Genomic DNA, 15,523 nt, shown 5'->3' on the forward strand with positions numbered 1-15,523 from the left:
CCGCCACCCGGCATTTTTTATGGCATTGCGGGCGGAGTGATTCCAAAATGATTCCACGCCCGCACCGTTGCCATGCGTCCACGCGGCGTGCGCTGCAGGAAGCCCTGCTGGATCAGATACGGCTCCAGCACATCCTCAATCGTCTCTCGCTCTTCTCCGATTGCCGCCGCCAGGTTATCCAGCCCGACCGGGCCGCCAAAGAACTTATCCAGTACCGCCAGCAGTAGCTTACGGTCCATGTAATCGAAGCCTTCCGCATCGACGTTCAGCATATCCAGCGCCTGGGCGGCGATCTCTGCCGAAATCGTGCCATCATGCTTTACTTCGGCAAAGTCACGCACGCGGCGCAGCAGGCGGTTTGCGATACGCGGCGTACCGCGGGAACGCTTCGCCACTTCAAACGCGCCCTCTTCGCTCATCTCCAGCCCCATATAGCGGGCACTACGGCCAACAATATGCTGGAGATCGGGCACCTGGTAAAACTCCAGGCGCTGCACGATGCCGAAACGGTCGCGCAGCGGAGAAGTTAACGACCCGGCGCGCGTCGTGGCGCCAATCAGGGTAAACGGCGGCAGATCGATTTTAATGGAGCGCGCGGCTGGACCTTCGCCGATCATGATATCCAGCTGGTAATCTTCCATCGCCGGATAGAGCACTTCCTCCACCACCGGCGACAGACGGTGGATTTCATCGATAAACAGCACGTCGTGCGGCTCAAGGTTGGTGAGCATTGCCGCCAGATCGCCCGCTTTCTCCAGCACCGGACCGGAGGTGGTGCGCAGATTCACGCCCATTTCATTGGCGACGATATTCGCCAGGGTCGTTTTCCCCAAACCCGGAGGGCCAAAAATCAGCAGGTGATCGAGCGCATCGCCGCGAAGTTTTGCCGCCTGGATGAAGATCTCCATCTGGGAACGAACCTGCGGCTGGCCGATATACTCATCAAGCAGTTTTGGGCGGATCGCGCGATCCACCACGTCATCTGCCTGAATTGTGCCTGCCGATACCAGGCGGTCTGCTTCAATCATCCTTTACCTCACAATGCAGCGCGCAGCGCTTCACGAATCAGGGTTTCACTGCTGGCATCCGGTTTGGCAATTTTACTCACCATACGGCTGGCCTCCTGAGGTTTATAGCCCAGCGCCACCAGCGCAGCAACCGCTTCCTGTTCCGCATCGTCATCCGACGCAGGCGCGCCCGGGGACGTCAGCACCAGGTCAGCCGCCGGGGTAAACAGATCGCCGTGCAGACCTTTAAAGCGGTCTTTCATTTCGACAATCAGACGCTCGGCGGTTTTCTTGCCGATACCCGGCAGTTTAATCAACGCAGCAGGATCTTCGCGCTCAACGGCATTCACAAACTGTGGAGCGGACATGCCGGATAAAATCGCCAGCGCCAGCTTCGGCCCGACGCCGTTGGTTTTAATCAGCTCGCGGAACAGGGTGCGTTCCTGCTTGTTGTTGAAGCCGTACAGCAGCTGGGCATCTTCACGCACCACGAACTGGGTAAAGACAATCGCCTCTTTTCCCGCGTCCGGCAGCTCGTAGAAGCAGGTCATCGGCATATGGACTTCATAGCCCACGCCACCCACTTCCAGCAGCACTAACGGGGGTTGTTTTTCAATGATGATGCCTCTGAGTCTGCCTATCACGTGACGCTCCTGCGTTCTGGAAAAATGTTGACTGGCGACATAATAAAAAAAGGCTGGATGTTTATCCAGCCTGATTTCTTATTATCGTAACCTGCCTCGTGCCAGATTAAGCCGCGACTCGCTCATCTGCATCGCGTTCTGGCTGACGTGACAGTGGGTAATCGCAATCGCCAGCGCATCGGCGGCGTCGGCCTGCGGGTTCGCGGGAAGCTTCAGCAAGGTACGCACCATATGCTGCACCTGGCTTTTCTCCGCGCTACCGATGCCCACCACCGTCTGCTTAACCTGTCTTGCCGCGTATTCAAATACCGGCAAATCCTGGTTCACGGCAGCGACGATGGCAACGCCGCGCGCCTGACCGAGCTTTAGCGCCGAATCGGCGTTTTTCGCCATAAAGACCTGCTCAATGGCGAAATAGTCAGGCTGAAACTGGGTGATGATCTCCGACACGCCCGCATAAATGAGCTTCAGGCGCGACGGCAAATCGTCGACTTTGGTGCGAATACAGCCACTGCCCAGGTAGGTTAGCTGGCGTCCAACCTGACGGATAACGCCATAACCGGTGACGCGTGAGCCTGGGTCAATCCCGAGAATAATCGACATCACGCGTCTCCTGTAACGGATTTATACGCTCTCATTAGAGAGTCGCTGCAACCTCATCAGAGATTTCACCGTTGTGATACACTTCCTGCACGTCGTCGCAGTCTTCGAGCATGTCGATAAGACGCAGCAGTTTTGGCGCAGTCTCTGCATCCATATCCGCTTTGGTGGACGGGATCATGGAGACTTCAGCATTGTCCGCTTTCAGGCCAGCCGCTTCCAGCGCGTCGCGCACCGCACCCATCTCTTCCCACGCGGTGTAAACGTCGATAGCACCATCATCGAAAGTCACAACGTCTTCCGCACCGGCTTCCAGCGCCGCTTCCATGATCGCATCTTCGTCGCCTTTCTCGAAGGAAATGACGCCTTTTTTGCTGAACAGGTAAGCCACGGAACCGTCAGTGCCCAGGTTACCACCGGTTTTGGTGAACGCATGACGCACTTCCGCTACGGTACGGTTACGGTTGTCGGACAGACATTCAACCATTACCGCTGTACCGCCAGGACCGTAACCTTCATAAATGATGGTTTCCATGTTCGCGTCTTCATCGCCGCCCACGCCACGTGCGATAGCACGGTTCAGGGTGTCACGCGTCATGTTGTTCGACAGCGCTTTATCGATAGCCGCGCGCAGACGTGGGTTAGAACCCGCATCGCCGCCGCCCAGACGCGCTGCAGTCACCAGCTCGCGAATGATTTTGGTAAAGATCTTACCGCGCTTGGCATCCTGTGCCGCTTTGCGGTGTTTGGTGTTGGCCCACTTACTATGACCTGCCATAAAAAGTTCTCCAAAAATCGCGCCTTCTCAGGCTGCGTTAATTACAAATTCTTCAATCGCCTGCCGGTTGCTCCACGACTTGGTGAGTGCGGCGGCATCCGCCGCATTCACCCAGCGGTAGGTCAGGTGTTCAGTGAACACGATCTCCCGTTCGTGGGGAAGCGCAAGACAGAACCACGATTCCGTATTGCGTTCGATACCCGGCGCATAGCGATGACGTAAATGGCTAAAAATTTCAAACTCCACCGTGCGCTGACAGTCCTTCAGGGTCAGTTGCTCGCGAGCAACATCAATGGCGACCTCTTCCTTTACTTCACGCGCGGCGGCCTGCGGCGCGGTCTCCCCCTCTTCCAGACTGCCGGTAACCGACTGCCAGAAATCAGGATCGTCGCGCCGCTGCAACATCAGCACCCGCTTCGTGTCTTCTGCATAAATGACCACCAGGACAGAAACGGGAAGCTTATATGCCATATCAGTTTTTCTCTTCCTTCTTCACCACTTCAATGCCCAGCTCAGCCAGAGAGGCCGGGTTGGCAAAGCTTGGCGCTTCGGTCATCAGACACGCGGCAGCAGTGGTTTTCGGGAAGGCAATAACATCACGGATGTTATCGGTGCCGGTCAGCAGCATGGTCAGACGGTCAAGACCAAATGCCAGACCCGCGTGTGGAGGCGTGCCGTATTTCAGGGCGTCCAGCAGGAAGCCGAATTTCTCGCGCTGCTCTTGCTCGTTAATGCCGAGAATGCCAAACACGGTCTGCTGCATTTCACCGCTGTGAATACGCACGGAACCGCCGCCTACTTCGTAGCCGTTGATAACCATATCGTAAGCGTTCGCGACCGCGTCTTCCGGCGCCGCTTTCAGCTCTGCCGCACTCATGTCTTTTGGCGAGGTGAACGGGTGGTGCATTGCGGTCAGACCGCCTTCACCGTCGTCTTCAAACATTGGGAAGTCGATAACCCACAGTGGCGCCCATTTGTTCTCGTCGGTCAGGTTCAGGTCTTTGCCGAGCTTCAGACGCAGCGCGCCCATCGCATCCGCCACGACTTTCTTGTTGTCTGCGCCGAAGAAGATCATGTCACCGTCCTGCGCGCCTGTGCGCTCAAGGATCGCTTCCACGATGTCTGCGTTCAGGAATTTCGCTACCGGGCTGGTGATACCTTCCAGACCTTTTGCACGTTCGGTCACTTTAATATAGGCCAGACCTTTCGCACCGTAGATCTTAATGAAGTTACCGTAGTCGTCGATCTGCTTACGGCTCAGGGCCGCACCGCCCGGAACGCGCAGGGCCGCGACGCGACCTTTCGGATCGTTAGCCGAGCCAGCAAATACCGCAAACTCAACGGCTTTCACCAGGTCTGCCACGTCCACCAGCTCCATCGGGTTACGCAGGTCTGGTTTATCAGAACCGTAACGGCGCTCGGCTTCGGCGAAGGTCATGATTGGAAAGTCACCCAGCTCAACGCCTTTCACGTCGTTCCACAGGCCGCGCACCAGCGCTTCCATCACTTCACGCACCTGCTCGGCGGTCATGAAGGACGTTTCGACGTCGATCTGGGTAAATTCTGGCTGACGGTCAGCGCGCAGGTCTTCGTCGCGGAAGCATTTTACGATCTGATAGTAACGGTCGAAGCCGGACATCATCAGCAGCTGTTTGAACAGCTGAGGAGACTGGGGCAGCGCGTAGAATTTGCCTTTATGAACGCGGGACGGAACCAGATAATCGCGCGCGCCTTCCGGCGTGGCTTTGGTCAGCATCGGGGTTTCGATATCGAGGAAACCGTGGTCATCCATAAAACGACGCACCAGGCTGGTTATTTTCGCACGGGTTTTCAAGCGCTGAGCCATCTCCGGGCGACGCAGATCCAGGTAACGATACTTAAGACGCGCTTCTTCAGTGTTGACGTGGTTGGAGTCCAGCGGCAGCGCTTCAGCACGGTTGATGATAACGAGGTCAGACGCCAGGACTTCAATCGCACCGGTCGCCATGTCTGCGTTAACGTTTTTCTCGTCACGCGCACGCACGGTGCCGGTGACCTGAATGCAGAACTCATTACGCAGTTCAGAAGCCAGCTTCAACGCCTCTGCACGATCCGGATCGAAGAACACCTGAACGATACCTTCGCGGTCGCGCATATCGATGAAGATAAGGCTACCAAGATCACGACGACGGTTGACCCAACCACACAGGGTAACCTGCTGCCCGACGTGGGACTGACGCAGCTGCCCGCAATATTCTGTACGCATGAGATATCCCTTAATTAGCCGCAGGCTGATTGTCGCCTGTCTTGCAGGCCACGATGTCGCAGCTTTCTGTATGTCACAACTGGATGAAAAAAGGCGGCTATTATACTGGAAATTCTGCCAGACGATAAGAGAGAAGCGCGGCCTGACGCTCGTTTGCTGCACTCTTATTGCGTATTCTCACAAAAATTAACAAAATTATCCGACCGATAACAGGCAATCACGTCGTAAGGTGTATCCGAAGCTATTCATTTAACTGGAGTTACTATGTTGACACTCGATGCCACCAAAACTGCACTTGTGGTGATTGATTTACAGGAAGGGATCCTCCCCTTTGCCGGTGGCCCACATACCGCTGACGATGTGGTCAGCCGTGCGGCCCGTCTCGCGGAAAAATGCCGTGCCAGCGGTGCGCCTGTTATCATGGTGCGCGTCGGCTGGTCAGCGGATTTCGCCGAAGCGTTGAAACAGCCGGTCGATGCACAGGCTGCCGCGCACGCATTGCCGGACAACTGGTGGACATATCCTCTTTCGCTCGGCAAACGCGACAGCGATATCGAAGTCACCAAACGTCAGTGGGGCGCGTTCTACGGCACCGATCTCGAGCTGCAGCTCCGCCGTCGCGGGATCGAAACCATTATCCTGTGCGGGATCTCCACCAACATCGGCGTGGAGTCAACGGCCCGCAACGCCTGGGAGCTGGGTTTTAATCTGGTGATCGCCGAAGATGCCTGCAGCGCGGCATCTGCGGAGCAGCATCAGGGCAGCATGACCCACATCTTCCCGCGCATCGGTCGCGTACGCAGCACAAGCGAGATTTTAAGCGCCTTATGATATACGTGGGCCTGCCCCAGTGGTCGCACCCGAAATGGGTGCGTCTGGGCATCACCAGCCTTGAAGAGTATGCCCGCCACTTCAACTGTGTCGAGGGTAATACCACGCTGTACGCGCTCCCCAAAGCAGAGATTGTTGAGCGCTGGCGGGAACAAACCACGGACGCGTTTCGCTTCTGCTTTAAATTTCCGGCGACTATCTCCCACAACGCCGCGCTGCGTAACTGCGGTGACTTAACCGAAGAGTTCTTTACGCGCATGTCCCCGCTGGCCAACCGAATCGGCCAATACTGGCTCCAGCTTCCCGCCACCTTTGGCCCACGCGATTTGCCTGCGCTGTGGCAGTTTCTGGATGTTCTGCCCCGTGAATTCACCTACGGCGTTGAAGTCCGTCACCAGGACTTCTTTGCGAAAGGTGAGGCCGAACGCGCGCTCAATCGCGGTCTTCTTGAACGTTCCATTAACCGGGTGATCCTCGATAGCCGCCCGGTACACAGCGCAATTCCTCATAATGAGGCGATTGTGGATGCCCAGCGCAAGAAGCCAAAAGTTCCGGTGCATGCCATCGTGACCGCGCAAAATCCAATGGTCAGGTTCATCGGCAGCGATAACATGCAGCAAAATCAGGATATGTTCGCCGTCTGGCTGCAAACGTTAGCGAAATGGGAGCAAACGACCACGCCCTATCTTTTCCTGCACACCCCCGACATTGCCCAAGCTCCCGAACTGGTCGATGCTCTCTGGCAGGCCTTGCAGGCCGCGGTACCGTCCGTCGGCAGCGCCCCTTCTATTCCACAACAATCTTCTCTTTTTTGAGGAAGGCACTTATCATAGAGAGGTGCCATCTGCCAAATAACAGGGAGTTTGTATGGTCAGCGCGCTGTATGCGGTGTTAGGTGCATTACTGCTGATTAAGTTTTCATTTGATGTTGTGCGCCTGAGAATGCAATACCGCGTCTCCTACGGTGACGGTGGTTTTTCCGAACTGCAGAGCGCCATTCGCATTCACGGTAACGCGGTTGAATACATTCCCGTCGCACTGATCCTGCTGCTGTTTATGGAAATGAACGGGGCAGAAACCTGGATGGTGCACGTCTGCGGCCTGCTCCTGATTGCGGGTCGGTTAATGCATTATTATGGCTACCACCATCGCGTGTTTCGCTGGCGTCGTTCCGGCATGAGCGCGACCTGGTGTTCGCTTGTGCTGATGGTGCTGGCTAACCTTTGGTATATGCCGTGGGAGTTGGTTTTCTCCTTCCGTTAGCGCACAATACGCCCCTTTATTTTTCCCGGATTTTTACGTTATGTCAGATCGCGACACGCTTTTTTCCGCGCCTATCGCCAGCCTGGGCGACTGGACCTTTGATGAACGGGTAGCCGAAGTCTTCCCGGATATGATCCAGCGCTCTGTTCCCGGTTACTCCAATATTATTTCTATGATCGGCATGCTGGCTGAACGTTTCGTTCAACCCGGCACGCAGGTCTATGATCTGGGCTGTTCGCTCGGCGCGGCAACGCTGTCGATCCGTCGTAACGTACGTCAGGATGACTGCAAAATCATTGCCGTCGATAACTCTCCAGCCATGGTCGAACGCTGTCGACGCCACATTGACGCCTATAAAGCGCCCACCCCTGTCGAGGTGGTGGAAGGCGATATTCGTGATATCGAGATCAAAAACGCGTCGATGGTGGTACTGAATTTTACCCTGCAGTTCCTGGTGCCTGAAGACCGCCAGCTGCTGCTGGACAAAATTTATAAAGGTCTGAATCCCGGCGGCGCGCTGGTGCTCTCAGAGAAGTTTAGCTTTGAAGACGCTAACGTAGGCGAACTGCTGTTCAACATGCACCACGATTTCAAGCGTGCGAACGGCTACAGCGAGCTGGAGATCAGCCAGAAGCGCAGCATGCTCGAAAACGTGATGCTGACGGACTCCGTAGAAACCCACAAGGCGCGCCTGCGCAAAGCGGGATTTGAGCACAGTGAACTGTGGTTCCAGTGCTTTAACTTTGGCTCTCTGGTGGCGCTGAAAGCTGAGGATGCAGCATGATTGAGTTCGGCAACTTCTATCAGCTGATTGCAAAAAATCACCTCTCCCACTGGCTGGAAACCCTGCCTGCGCAAATCGCCACCTGGCAGCGCGATCAGCAGCATGGGCTGCTTAAGCAGTGGTCCAACGCGGTGGAGTTTCTGCCGGAACTGACGCCGCACCGCCTGGATCTGCTGCACAGCGTGACGGCGGAAAGTAAAGAGCCGCTCCCTGCCGGGCAGATAAACCGCATCGAGACCCTGATGCGTAACCTGATGCCGTGGCGCAAAGGGCCGTTCTCGCTGTACGGTGTGGACATTAATACCGAATGGCGCTCAGACTGGAAATGGGATCGCGTTCTGCCACATCTTTCAGACCTGAGCGGGCGCACCATTCTGGACGTGGGCTGCGGCAGCGGTTACCACATGTGGCGCATGATTGGCGCAGGTGCCCATTTGGCCGTCGGTATCGACCCGATGCAGCTGTTCCTGTGCCAGTTTGAAGCGGTGCGTAAACTGCTGGGCAATGACCAGCGCGCGCACCTGCTGCCGCTGGGCATTGAGCAACTCCCTGCCCTGAAAGCCTTTGATACCGTCTTCTCCATGGGCGTGCTGTACCACCGTCGTTCCCCGCTTGAACATCTCTGGCAACTGAAAGATCAGCTGGTCAGCGGCGGCGAACTGGTGCTGGAAACGCTGGTGATTGAAGGCGATGAACATGCCGTTCTGGTGCCGGGCGATCGCTACGCGCAGATGCGCAACGTCTATTTCATCCCTTCCGCGCTGGCGCTGAAGAACTGGCTGGAAAAATGCGGGTTTGTGGATGTGCGGATTGCGGATGTCAGCGTGACCTCTCTCGAAGAACAGCGCCGCACCGACTGGATGATCACCGAATCGCTGGAGCAGTTCCTCGACCCGGCCGACCACAGCAAGACCATTGAAGGCTACCCGGCCCCGATGCGTGCAGTGTTGATTGCGACCAAGCCGTAACCCTTTAGCCGGGTGGCGGCTACGCCTTACCCGGCCTACTCCCGATTTTGTAGGCCCGGTAAGCGAAGCGCCACCGGGCGCAGGAGAAAAAAAGGCCCCTGTTGAAATTGCAGGGGCCTGGTACAAGCAAGCATCATATTGGGCGACATGATGCGCGGTAAAAATCGGTACGTTGCTACACGTGATGACGTTCAATCAACGATTTCATTACCGCAACCGACTCTCCATCTACACCGTAGCGTGAGTACTCATCCGCTTCAGCATCCGTCGACATAGACAACCCTGTATTGCGATAACGCATGGGTGACGGTATCCATTGACCTGCCGAGCTGTGAAGCTCTTCTACCCCTGCGTCTAAAAACAGTTTCAGATTGCTGGCGCGTACTCCTGCGCCCGCCATGATTATTGGAACACCGGAATGTGCTTTTAGTTCCGTAATTAATTGCAGTCCTTTTTCAGCTGACGACTGCTGACCCGATGTCAGAATGCGCGCCACGCCAAGTTCTCCAAGCGTTTCAAAGGCCTGAAGCGGATATTTACACATATCAAATGCACGATGAAAAGTGACGGCCAGCCCCTGCGCGGCGCTCATGACCTGACGCATGCGCGGTATATCAATATTGCCGTCTTCATCCAGCAGACCGGTAACCAGCCCTGGGAACCCCAGTTCCCGAACGAGCGCGATATCATCAAGCATGGCACTGAACTCGCCCGCCGTGTAACAAAAATCACCGCCGCGCGGACGAATAATCGGGTGTACGGGAATCGTGACGGCCTGACGGGCAGACTTCAACACGCCGCAGGAGGGCGTCAGCCCGCCCTCTTTCGGTGCCGCGCACAGTTCAATGCGATCCGCACCCTGCTCCTGCGCGGTCACGGCACACTCCACGCTGTAACAACAAATCTCCAGCAGCGCCATTTAATCCTCCTTAATTTCCACTCAACGAACCATCATGCCACGCCATCCCTTTTCGGTCCCGGCCTGAACTCACAACTCTTAGGCTTCACTGGCAACGATCTGTTCGATCGTCCACGGATGAAACTTCACCGTGACCTGTCCGTCAGTAACGGCAAGCGTGGGATTGGGTAAACGCTCGCGCTCACCTTTTGGTGAACTCGTTTTCACATAGATACCCGGCTGGCTTAAGCCCTCGTCGGATAACAGCGCCAGCGCGCGGGCGTTCAGCGTTTCCGGCTCACCCGGCAGGACAATTTCGATGTGCTCCCAGCCTTCATGCGGATAGCGTTTTTCGCCCGGCCACGGCAGTTCGATAACGGTGAATTGCCAGTGCGCGACGCACACCGGTTCATGCAATTTGAACAGGCAGATTGGGCGACCGTTAATGATATTCTCAGAAAGCAGTTCACCGCACTGCTCGAAACCGCGACGCCAGCGCTCGGCTGTCGCATTCTGATGACAGCGCAGAGAGATGTGATCGGCCTCAAGCGGTGCGATATCCAGACCCAGGCGGGTGGCAAGTTCTGTGAACGCCTGAGTGAAGCGCGGTAAATCTGCGGAAATATCATGCAGTTCGTCAATGGTTTGCCAGTTCGCCATACGTCAGTCTCTTATCATGTCGCAAAGCCGCTAATTTACTCTGTTCCCCTCTTTCGACCAACCGCAGAATAGGGGTTTTTACGACTGCATGATTATGCACACCTTCTTAGCCTGGATTCTGTACTATCTTCAGCCCCCGCAATGCTGACGCCAGAGGGCATTTGCAGTATACTCCCGCCCTAAATTCTTTAACGGGCGCGGGTCGTTGTTCCCCCGCACCAAAAACGTAAGGTATCCAGGTGAATATTCAGGCTCTTCTCTCAGAAAAAGTCAGTCAGGCACTGATTGCCGCAGGTGCGCCTGCGGATTGCGAACCGCAGGTTCGTCAGTCAGCAAAAGTACAGTTTGGCGACTATCAGGCTAATGGCGTGATGGCAGTGGCTAAAAAACTGGGCATGCCGCCGCGACAGCTCGCTGAGCAGGTACTGACGCATCTGGATCTCACCGGGATTGCCAGTAAGACTGAAATCGCCGGTCCGGGCTTTATCAACATCTTCCTGGATCCTGCGTTCCTGGCAAGCCACGTTGACGCGGCGCTGAAATCAGACCGTCTGGGCGTTTCCCAGCCGAAGGCGCAGACGATTGTGATCGACTACTCCGCGCCAAACGTGGCAAAAGAGATGCACGTTGGTCACCTGCGTTCCACCATTATCGGCGATGCCTCCGTGCGTACCAATGAATTCCTCGGTCATAAAGTGATCCGCGCGAACCACGTGGGCGACTGGGGAACCCAGTTCGGTATGCTGATTGCTTACCTGGAAAAACAGCAGCAGGAAAACGCAGGCGAGATGGCGCTGGCGGACCTGGAAGGCTTCTACCGCGAAGCGAAAAAGCACTACGACGAAGACGAAGCCTTTGCCGAGCGCGCACGCAGCTACGTAGTAAAACTGCAGGGTGGCGACACGTACTTCCTCGAGATGTGGCGCAAGCTGGTTGACATCACCATGTCCCAGAACCAGCTGACCTATAACCGCCTGAACGTCACCCTGACCCGCGACGACGTGATGGGTGAAAGCCTCTACAACCCAATGCTGCCTGGCATTGTGGCAGACCTGAAAGCCAAAGGTCTGGCGGTAGAGAGCGAAGGGGCAACTGTGGTGTTCCTTGATGAGTACAAAAACAAGGAAGGCGAACCGATGGGCGTCATCATCCAGAAAAAGGATGGCGGCTATCTCTACACCACCACCGATATCGCCTGTGCGAAATACCGTTACGAAACCCTGCATGCAGACCGCGTGCTGTATTACATCGACTCCCGCCAGCACCAGCACCTGATGCAGGCATGGACCATCGTGCGTAAAGCCGGTTACGTGCCGGATTCCGTACCGCTGGAACACCACATGTTCGGCATGATGCTGGGTAAAGACGGTAAGCCGTTCAAAACCCGCGCGGGCGGCACCGTTAAGCTCTCCGACCTGCTGGACGAAGCGCTGGAACGCGCCCGTCGCCTGGTCGCGGAGAAAAACCCGGACATGCCTGCCGACGAGCTGGAAAAACTGGCTAACGCTGTCGGTATCGGCGCGGTGAAATACGCGGATCTGTCCAAGAACCGCACCACCGACTATATCTTCGACTGGGATAACATGCTGGCATTTGAGGGCAACACGGCACCGTACATGCAGTATGCCTACACCCGCGTGCTCTCCGTGTTCCGTAAAGCCAATATCGACGAAAGCGTGCTGGCGAACGCCACGGTGAATATTACCGAAGATCGCGAAGCGCAGCTGGCAGCGCGTCTGCTGCAGTTTGAAGAGACGTTGACGGTTGTGGCGCGTGACGGTACGCCGCACGTGATGTGTGCTTACCTGTACGATCTGGCGGGTCTGTTCTCCGGCTTCTACGAGCACTGCCCTATCCTGTCGGCAGAAAGCGAAGCGGTTCGCAACAGCCGCCTGAAGCTGGCGCAGCTGACGGCGAAGACCCTGAAGCTGGGTCTGGATACCCTAGGTATCGAAACCGTAGAACGTATGTAAAAACAAAACCCGGCGCAAGCCGGGTTTTGTTTTGTAGCCCCGGTAAGCGCAGCGCCACCGGGGATATCCACAGGTTCAGAAGTATTTCCGCAAATACTCCGTCAGACACAGTATCGCCATCGCCTGTCCGTACGGCATCGACGTCAGCGGGATCTGGCGATAAAACTCAAGATCGCTTCCCATCCCCGTACCGAACGACGTTTGCAGCAGTTCCCCTTCCGGCGAGATATTCTTCACGATACCGCGAATGGCTTTTTCTGCCACTTCGGCATACTCCGTGCCAACGTAGCGCTTGCGCACCGCCTTCAGAATGCCGTAAGCAAACCCGGCGGTAGCCGATGCTTCAAGATACGAATTCGGATCGTCGAGCAGCGTATGCCACAGCCCACTCTCATCCTGACATTTCGCCAGCGCCACAACCTGCGCGTTCAGCACCTGCACCAGATAGCGGCGCACGGCGTTGTTTTCCGGCAGATCCACCAGCTCGAGGAAGTCCGGGATCACGATAGTGAGCCAGCTGTTGCCGCGTGCCCAGCGGGCATTGGCGAAGTTATGGTTGCCGTCGTAGCTCCAGCCGTGGAACCACAGGCCGGTCTCCCGATCCATCAGGTTTTGCACGTGCAGCAGGAACTGATAGATCGCCTCTTCAACGTACTCCGGCTTATTGAGCAGCTTGCCGATTTTCGCCAGCGGCAGGACCGTCATCATCAGCGTGTCGTCCCACATCTGCTGATGGTTCTCTTCCGCGAGGGTGATGTGCTGCATGCCACCGTGTTCGGTGCGCGGCATCTCATTCATCGCCCATTCTGCCCAGCTTTCCAGCCACGGCAGCCAGGCCGGGTTTTTCGTCTCTTCGTAGCGATAGGCCAGCGTCAGGAACGGCGACATGGTATTGACGTTTTTGGTGGTTGCGCCTTCCGCAAAACGGTCGGCAAACCAGCCGTCGATAATCTCGCGCATAACCTCGTCGCCGGTCTGGCAGTAGTACTGCCAGATCCCATACAGGCCGACGCCGTGCGTCCATTCCCATCCGGCCCAGCCTTTGGTGTCGATTACGCGCCCGTCGTCCAGCCGCAGCAAAAATTGCCCCGTTTTGTCGTGGATATTGACCAGGTTATGCGTCACCTTTTGAATCAGCGACTTCAGCTCGTCCCGGGCGATAAAGCGCTCGGGTTGACGCAGTAACGGGCTATGTTTGACAGGCCAAACTTTCATCATCTTAACCTCTGTTGTATGTCGAATTCAGTACCGCGCGATCCTTCAGCGAAGGTGCCGCCGGTTTATTACGATTCAGATAACCAATGTTGTTATTACCCCACAGTGACTCGTAAGGTATGCCGGCCAGCATTTCCACTGTCTCGCGGGCCTGCGGCGTAGCGGCTTCTGGCATCGCCCGACCGGACTCGCGCATTTTGGCGGTCTCTTCGCGCAGCGTGCTATGGGTCTGCAAATTGAGCTTGAAGCGCAGGGAAACGAGGAAGCCGCAGAACAGCACCAGAATGGTGCCCACGCTCAGGATCATCAGAATAGTGTGGCTCACTTCCGCAGGCTGCACTTTCTGACCGCTGACAAAGCCGGACATCTGCATCACGATGCCCACCAGCATCACCGCACCGGCCTGTGATGCCTTACGGGTCAGGGTCATGATGCCCGCGAAGATCCCCTCGCGGCGCTGGCCGGTGATCACTTCATCCACATCGGCAATATAGGTGTAGGTGTTCCACGGTACGTAGTTGATACCGCCGCGACCGAGGCCCGCCACCGCAGAGATCAGCAACAGCAGAGAGTAAACGTCGCTCAGACCCGCGTAGTAGAGCACGGCGTAAGAAATGGATGCCAGACCAAACAGCACCACCACCATGCGGTAAGACGGCGCAGGCCCGAAGCGAATGCACAGCGGGATCATCCCGATTACGGCCAGGAACTGGAAGATGGCCATCGTGCCCAGCAGGTTGGACGCCATAGAGGCTTCCTGCATCAGTACGAACACCACGTAGTAGGTGAACACCGCGTTAAAGACGTCCTGCGCGATGTACCCACCGAGGTACATACCCAGATGCTGGCGGAAAATCTTGATACGCAGCGTCGAGCTTAACTCCACAAATAGACGGTTCAGGCTCTGCCCCAGCGTCAGCTTCTTCTTCTCCTCTTCGGCACGCAGCGCCGCTTCAGACCACTCCTCACGCGGGCGCTCCCAGGTAAAGAACCAAACGAAGGTCAGCATCAGCGCGCAGAGCACGGAGAAAACCAGGCTTGCGTAGAAGAAGGAAACCGCGTTGTCTTTCCCGAAATGGGTCAGCAGGATCCCCGGCAGGAAGGAGGCCAGAATGGCGGACATCTGCGCCATAGAGATACGCGCCCCGGAGAACTTAGTTTTCTGTTTAAAGTCATCGGTCATTTCCGGTACCAGCGTTTCGTACGGCACCAGAATCATGGTGTAGACAATATCAAACACCAGATAGGTCAGTAGGTAGTACCAGAAGCTCATGTCCCCTACCCACATCAGCGAGTAGCTGAACACGCACGGAATACCCAGCAGGATAAAGAACTTACGGCGACCAAAGCGCTTACCGAGCCAGGTCGTACCAAAGTTATCGGTCAAAAAGCCCATCAGCGGGCTGACAACGGCATCCAGCACCCTTGCAGCGGCAAAGATGAACGTTGCTTCAATCGGTGTGAGTCCACAGAAGGTGGTATAAAAATACAAAAGCCAGGCCGCCGTCAGCGCAGTGGTACCCGCGCCGAGGAAATCGCCTGACCCGTAAGCAAGATAATTTGCGAGTCCAATTTTACGTGTTTTCATTGCCGTCAACCCTAATCAGTTTTGGGAGACTCCCTGTAAGCAAACCTCGTCCGGGAGTTTTTACACGGC

General features: G+C 56.2%; 16 protein-coding genes. 6 read left to right on the top strand and 10 right to left on the bottom strand.

The features are described from left to right. Positions 1-17: 17 nt before the first annotated feature. From ruvB to aspS, 6 genes are all read right to left on the bottom strand, one after another. Positions 18-1,028, bottom strand: coding sequence for a Holliday junction branch migration DNA helicase RuvB (gene ruvB, locus HV355_RS02360; protein WP_010432579.1), 1,011 nt, complete (start codon positions 1,026-1,028; stop codon positions 18-20). An 8-nt stretch (positions 1,029-1,036) separates the two neighbouring features. Then, entirely contained in the window at positions 1,037-1,651 is a 615-nt protein-coding gene (gene ruvA / locus HV355_RS02365; RefSeq protein WP_010432577.1) for a Holliday junction branch migration protein RuvA, read from the bottom strand. Positions 1,652-1,732: 81 nt separating this feature from the next. Further along, complete coding sequence (ruvC, locus tag HV355_RS02370; protein WP_003859749.1) at positions 1,733-2,254, bottom strand: crossover junction endodeoxyribonuclease RuvC; 522 nt, start codon at positions 2,252-2,254, stop codon at positions 1,733-1,735. Positions 2,255-2,288: 34 nt separating this feature from the next. Further along, positions 2,289-3,029, bottom strand: a complete 741-nt coding sequence (locus tag HV355_RS02375) for a YebC/PmpR family DNA-binding transcriptional regulator (protein ID WP_010432574.1) — start codon at positions 3,027-3,029, stop codon at positions 2,289-2,291. Positions 3,030-3,056: 27 nt separating this feature from the next. Next, entirely contained in the window at positions 3,057-3,500 is a 444-nt protein-coding gene (gene nudB, locus HV355_RS02380; RefSeq protein ID WP_010432572.1) for a dihydroneopterin triphosphate diphosphatase, read from the bottom strand. 1 nt (position 3,501) lies between these two features. Further along, positions 3,502-5,274, bottom strand: a complete 1,773-nt coding sequence (aspS, locus tag HV355_RS02385) for an aspartate--tRNA ligase (RefSeq protein WP_182400788.1) — start codon at positions 5,272-5,274, stop codon at positions 3,502-3,504. Between the two features lie 264 nt (positions 5,275-5,538). Here aspS and HV355_RS02390 point away from each other — a divergent pair, with 264 nt between their 5' ends. Genes HV355_RS02390 through cmoB form a run of 5 tightly spaced genes read left to right on the top strand, consistent with a single transcriptional unit; the run spans position 5,539 to position 9,120 of the window. Next, positions 5,539-6,105: a hydrolase gene (locus HV355_RS02390; RefSeq protein WP_182400789.1), complete on the top strand. Its 567-nt coding sequence runs from the start codon at positions 5,539-5,541 to the stop codon at positions 6,103-6,105. Beyond that, positions 6,102-6,920: a DUF72 domain-containing protein gene (locus HV355_RS02395; RefSeq protein ID WP_089598187.1), complete on the top strand. Its 819-nt coding sequence runs from the start codon at positions 6,102-6,104 to the stop codon at positions 6,918-6,920. The genes HV355_RS02390 and HV355_RS02395 overlap by 4 nt, the downstream gene beginning before the upstream one ends. A gap of 52 nt (positions 6,921-6,972) precedes the next feature. Next, entirely contained in the window at positions 6,973-7,368 is a 396-nt protein-coding gene (locus HV355_RS02400) for an MAPEG family protein (RefSeq protein ID WP_010432562.1), read from the top strand. 40 nt (positions 7,369-7,408) lie between these two features. Next, positions 7,409-8,152 (top strand): carboxy-S-adenosyl-L-methionine synthase CmoA, encoded by a 744-nt coding sequence (cmoA, locus tag HV355_RS02405; RefSeq protein WP_010432559.1) that lies wholly within the window; start codon positions 7,409-7,411, stop codon positions 8,150-8,152. Beyond that, on the top strand, positions 8,149-9,120 hold the full coding sequence (gene cmoB, locus HV355_RS02410; protein WP_108417580.1) for a tRNA 5-methoxyuridine(34)/uridine 5-oxyacetic acid(34) synthase CmoB: 972 nt from the start codon (positions 8,149-8,151) through the stop codon (positions 9,118-9,120). Before cmoA ends, cmoB begins: the two co-directional genes overlap by 4 nt. A 175-nt stretch (positions 9,121-9,295) precedes the next feature. Here the strand turns inward: cmoB and cutC are convergent, their stop codons facing one another. Further along, entirely contained in the window at positions 9,296-10,039 is a 744-nt protein-coding gene (gene cutC, locus HV355_RS02415) for a copper homeostasis protein CutC (protein WP_182400790.1), read from the bottom strand. 78 nt (positions 10,040-10,117) lie between these two features. Further along, a complete protein-coding gene (locus tag HV355_RS02420) occupies positions 10,118-10,678 on the bottom strand; it encodes a VOC family protein (protein ID WP_182400791.1) in 561 nt (186 codons plus the stop codon). A 239-nt stretch (positions 10,679-10,917) separates the two neighbouring features. Here HV355_RS02420 and argS point away from each other — a divergent pair, with 239 nt between their 5' ends. Further along, a complete protein-coding gene (argS, locus tag HV355_RS02425; protein ID WP_182400792.1) occupies positions 10,918-12,651 on the top strand; it encodes an arginine--tRNA ligase in 1,734 nt (577 codons plus the stop codon). Between the two features lie 75 nt (positions 12,652-12,726). On the opposite strand, the gene HV355_RS02430 is transcribed toward argS, so the two are convergent. After that, positions 12,727-13,866 (bottom strand): glycoside hydrolase family 105 protein, encoded by a 1,140-nt coding sequence (locus HV355_RS02430; protein ID WP_182401220.1) that lies wholly within the window; start codon positions 13,864-13,866, stop codon positions 12,727-12,729. Positions 13,867-13,870: 4 nt separating this feature from the next. Next, the gene (locus tag HV355_RS02435; RefSeq protein WP_089598184.1) at positions 13,871-15,454 is read right to left on the bottom strand and encodes an MFS transporter; all 1,584 of its coding nucleotides are present in this window, start codon (positions 15,452-15,454) and stop codon (positions 13,871-13,873) included. Positions 15,455-15,523: the final 69 nt, after the last annotated feature.

Source organism: Enterobacter sp. RHBSTW-01064 (assembly GCF_014103035.1).
Lineage (GTDB): Bacteria > Pseudomonadota > Gammaproteobacteria > Enterobacterales > Enterobacteriaceae > Enterobacter > Enterobacter mori.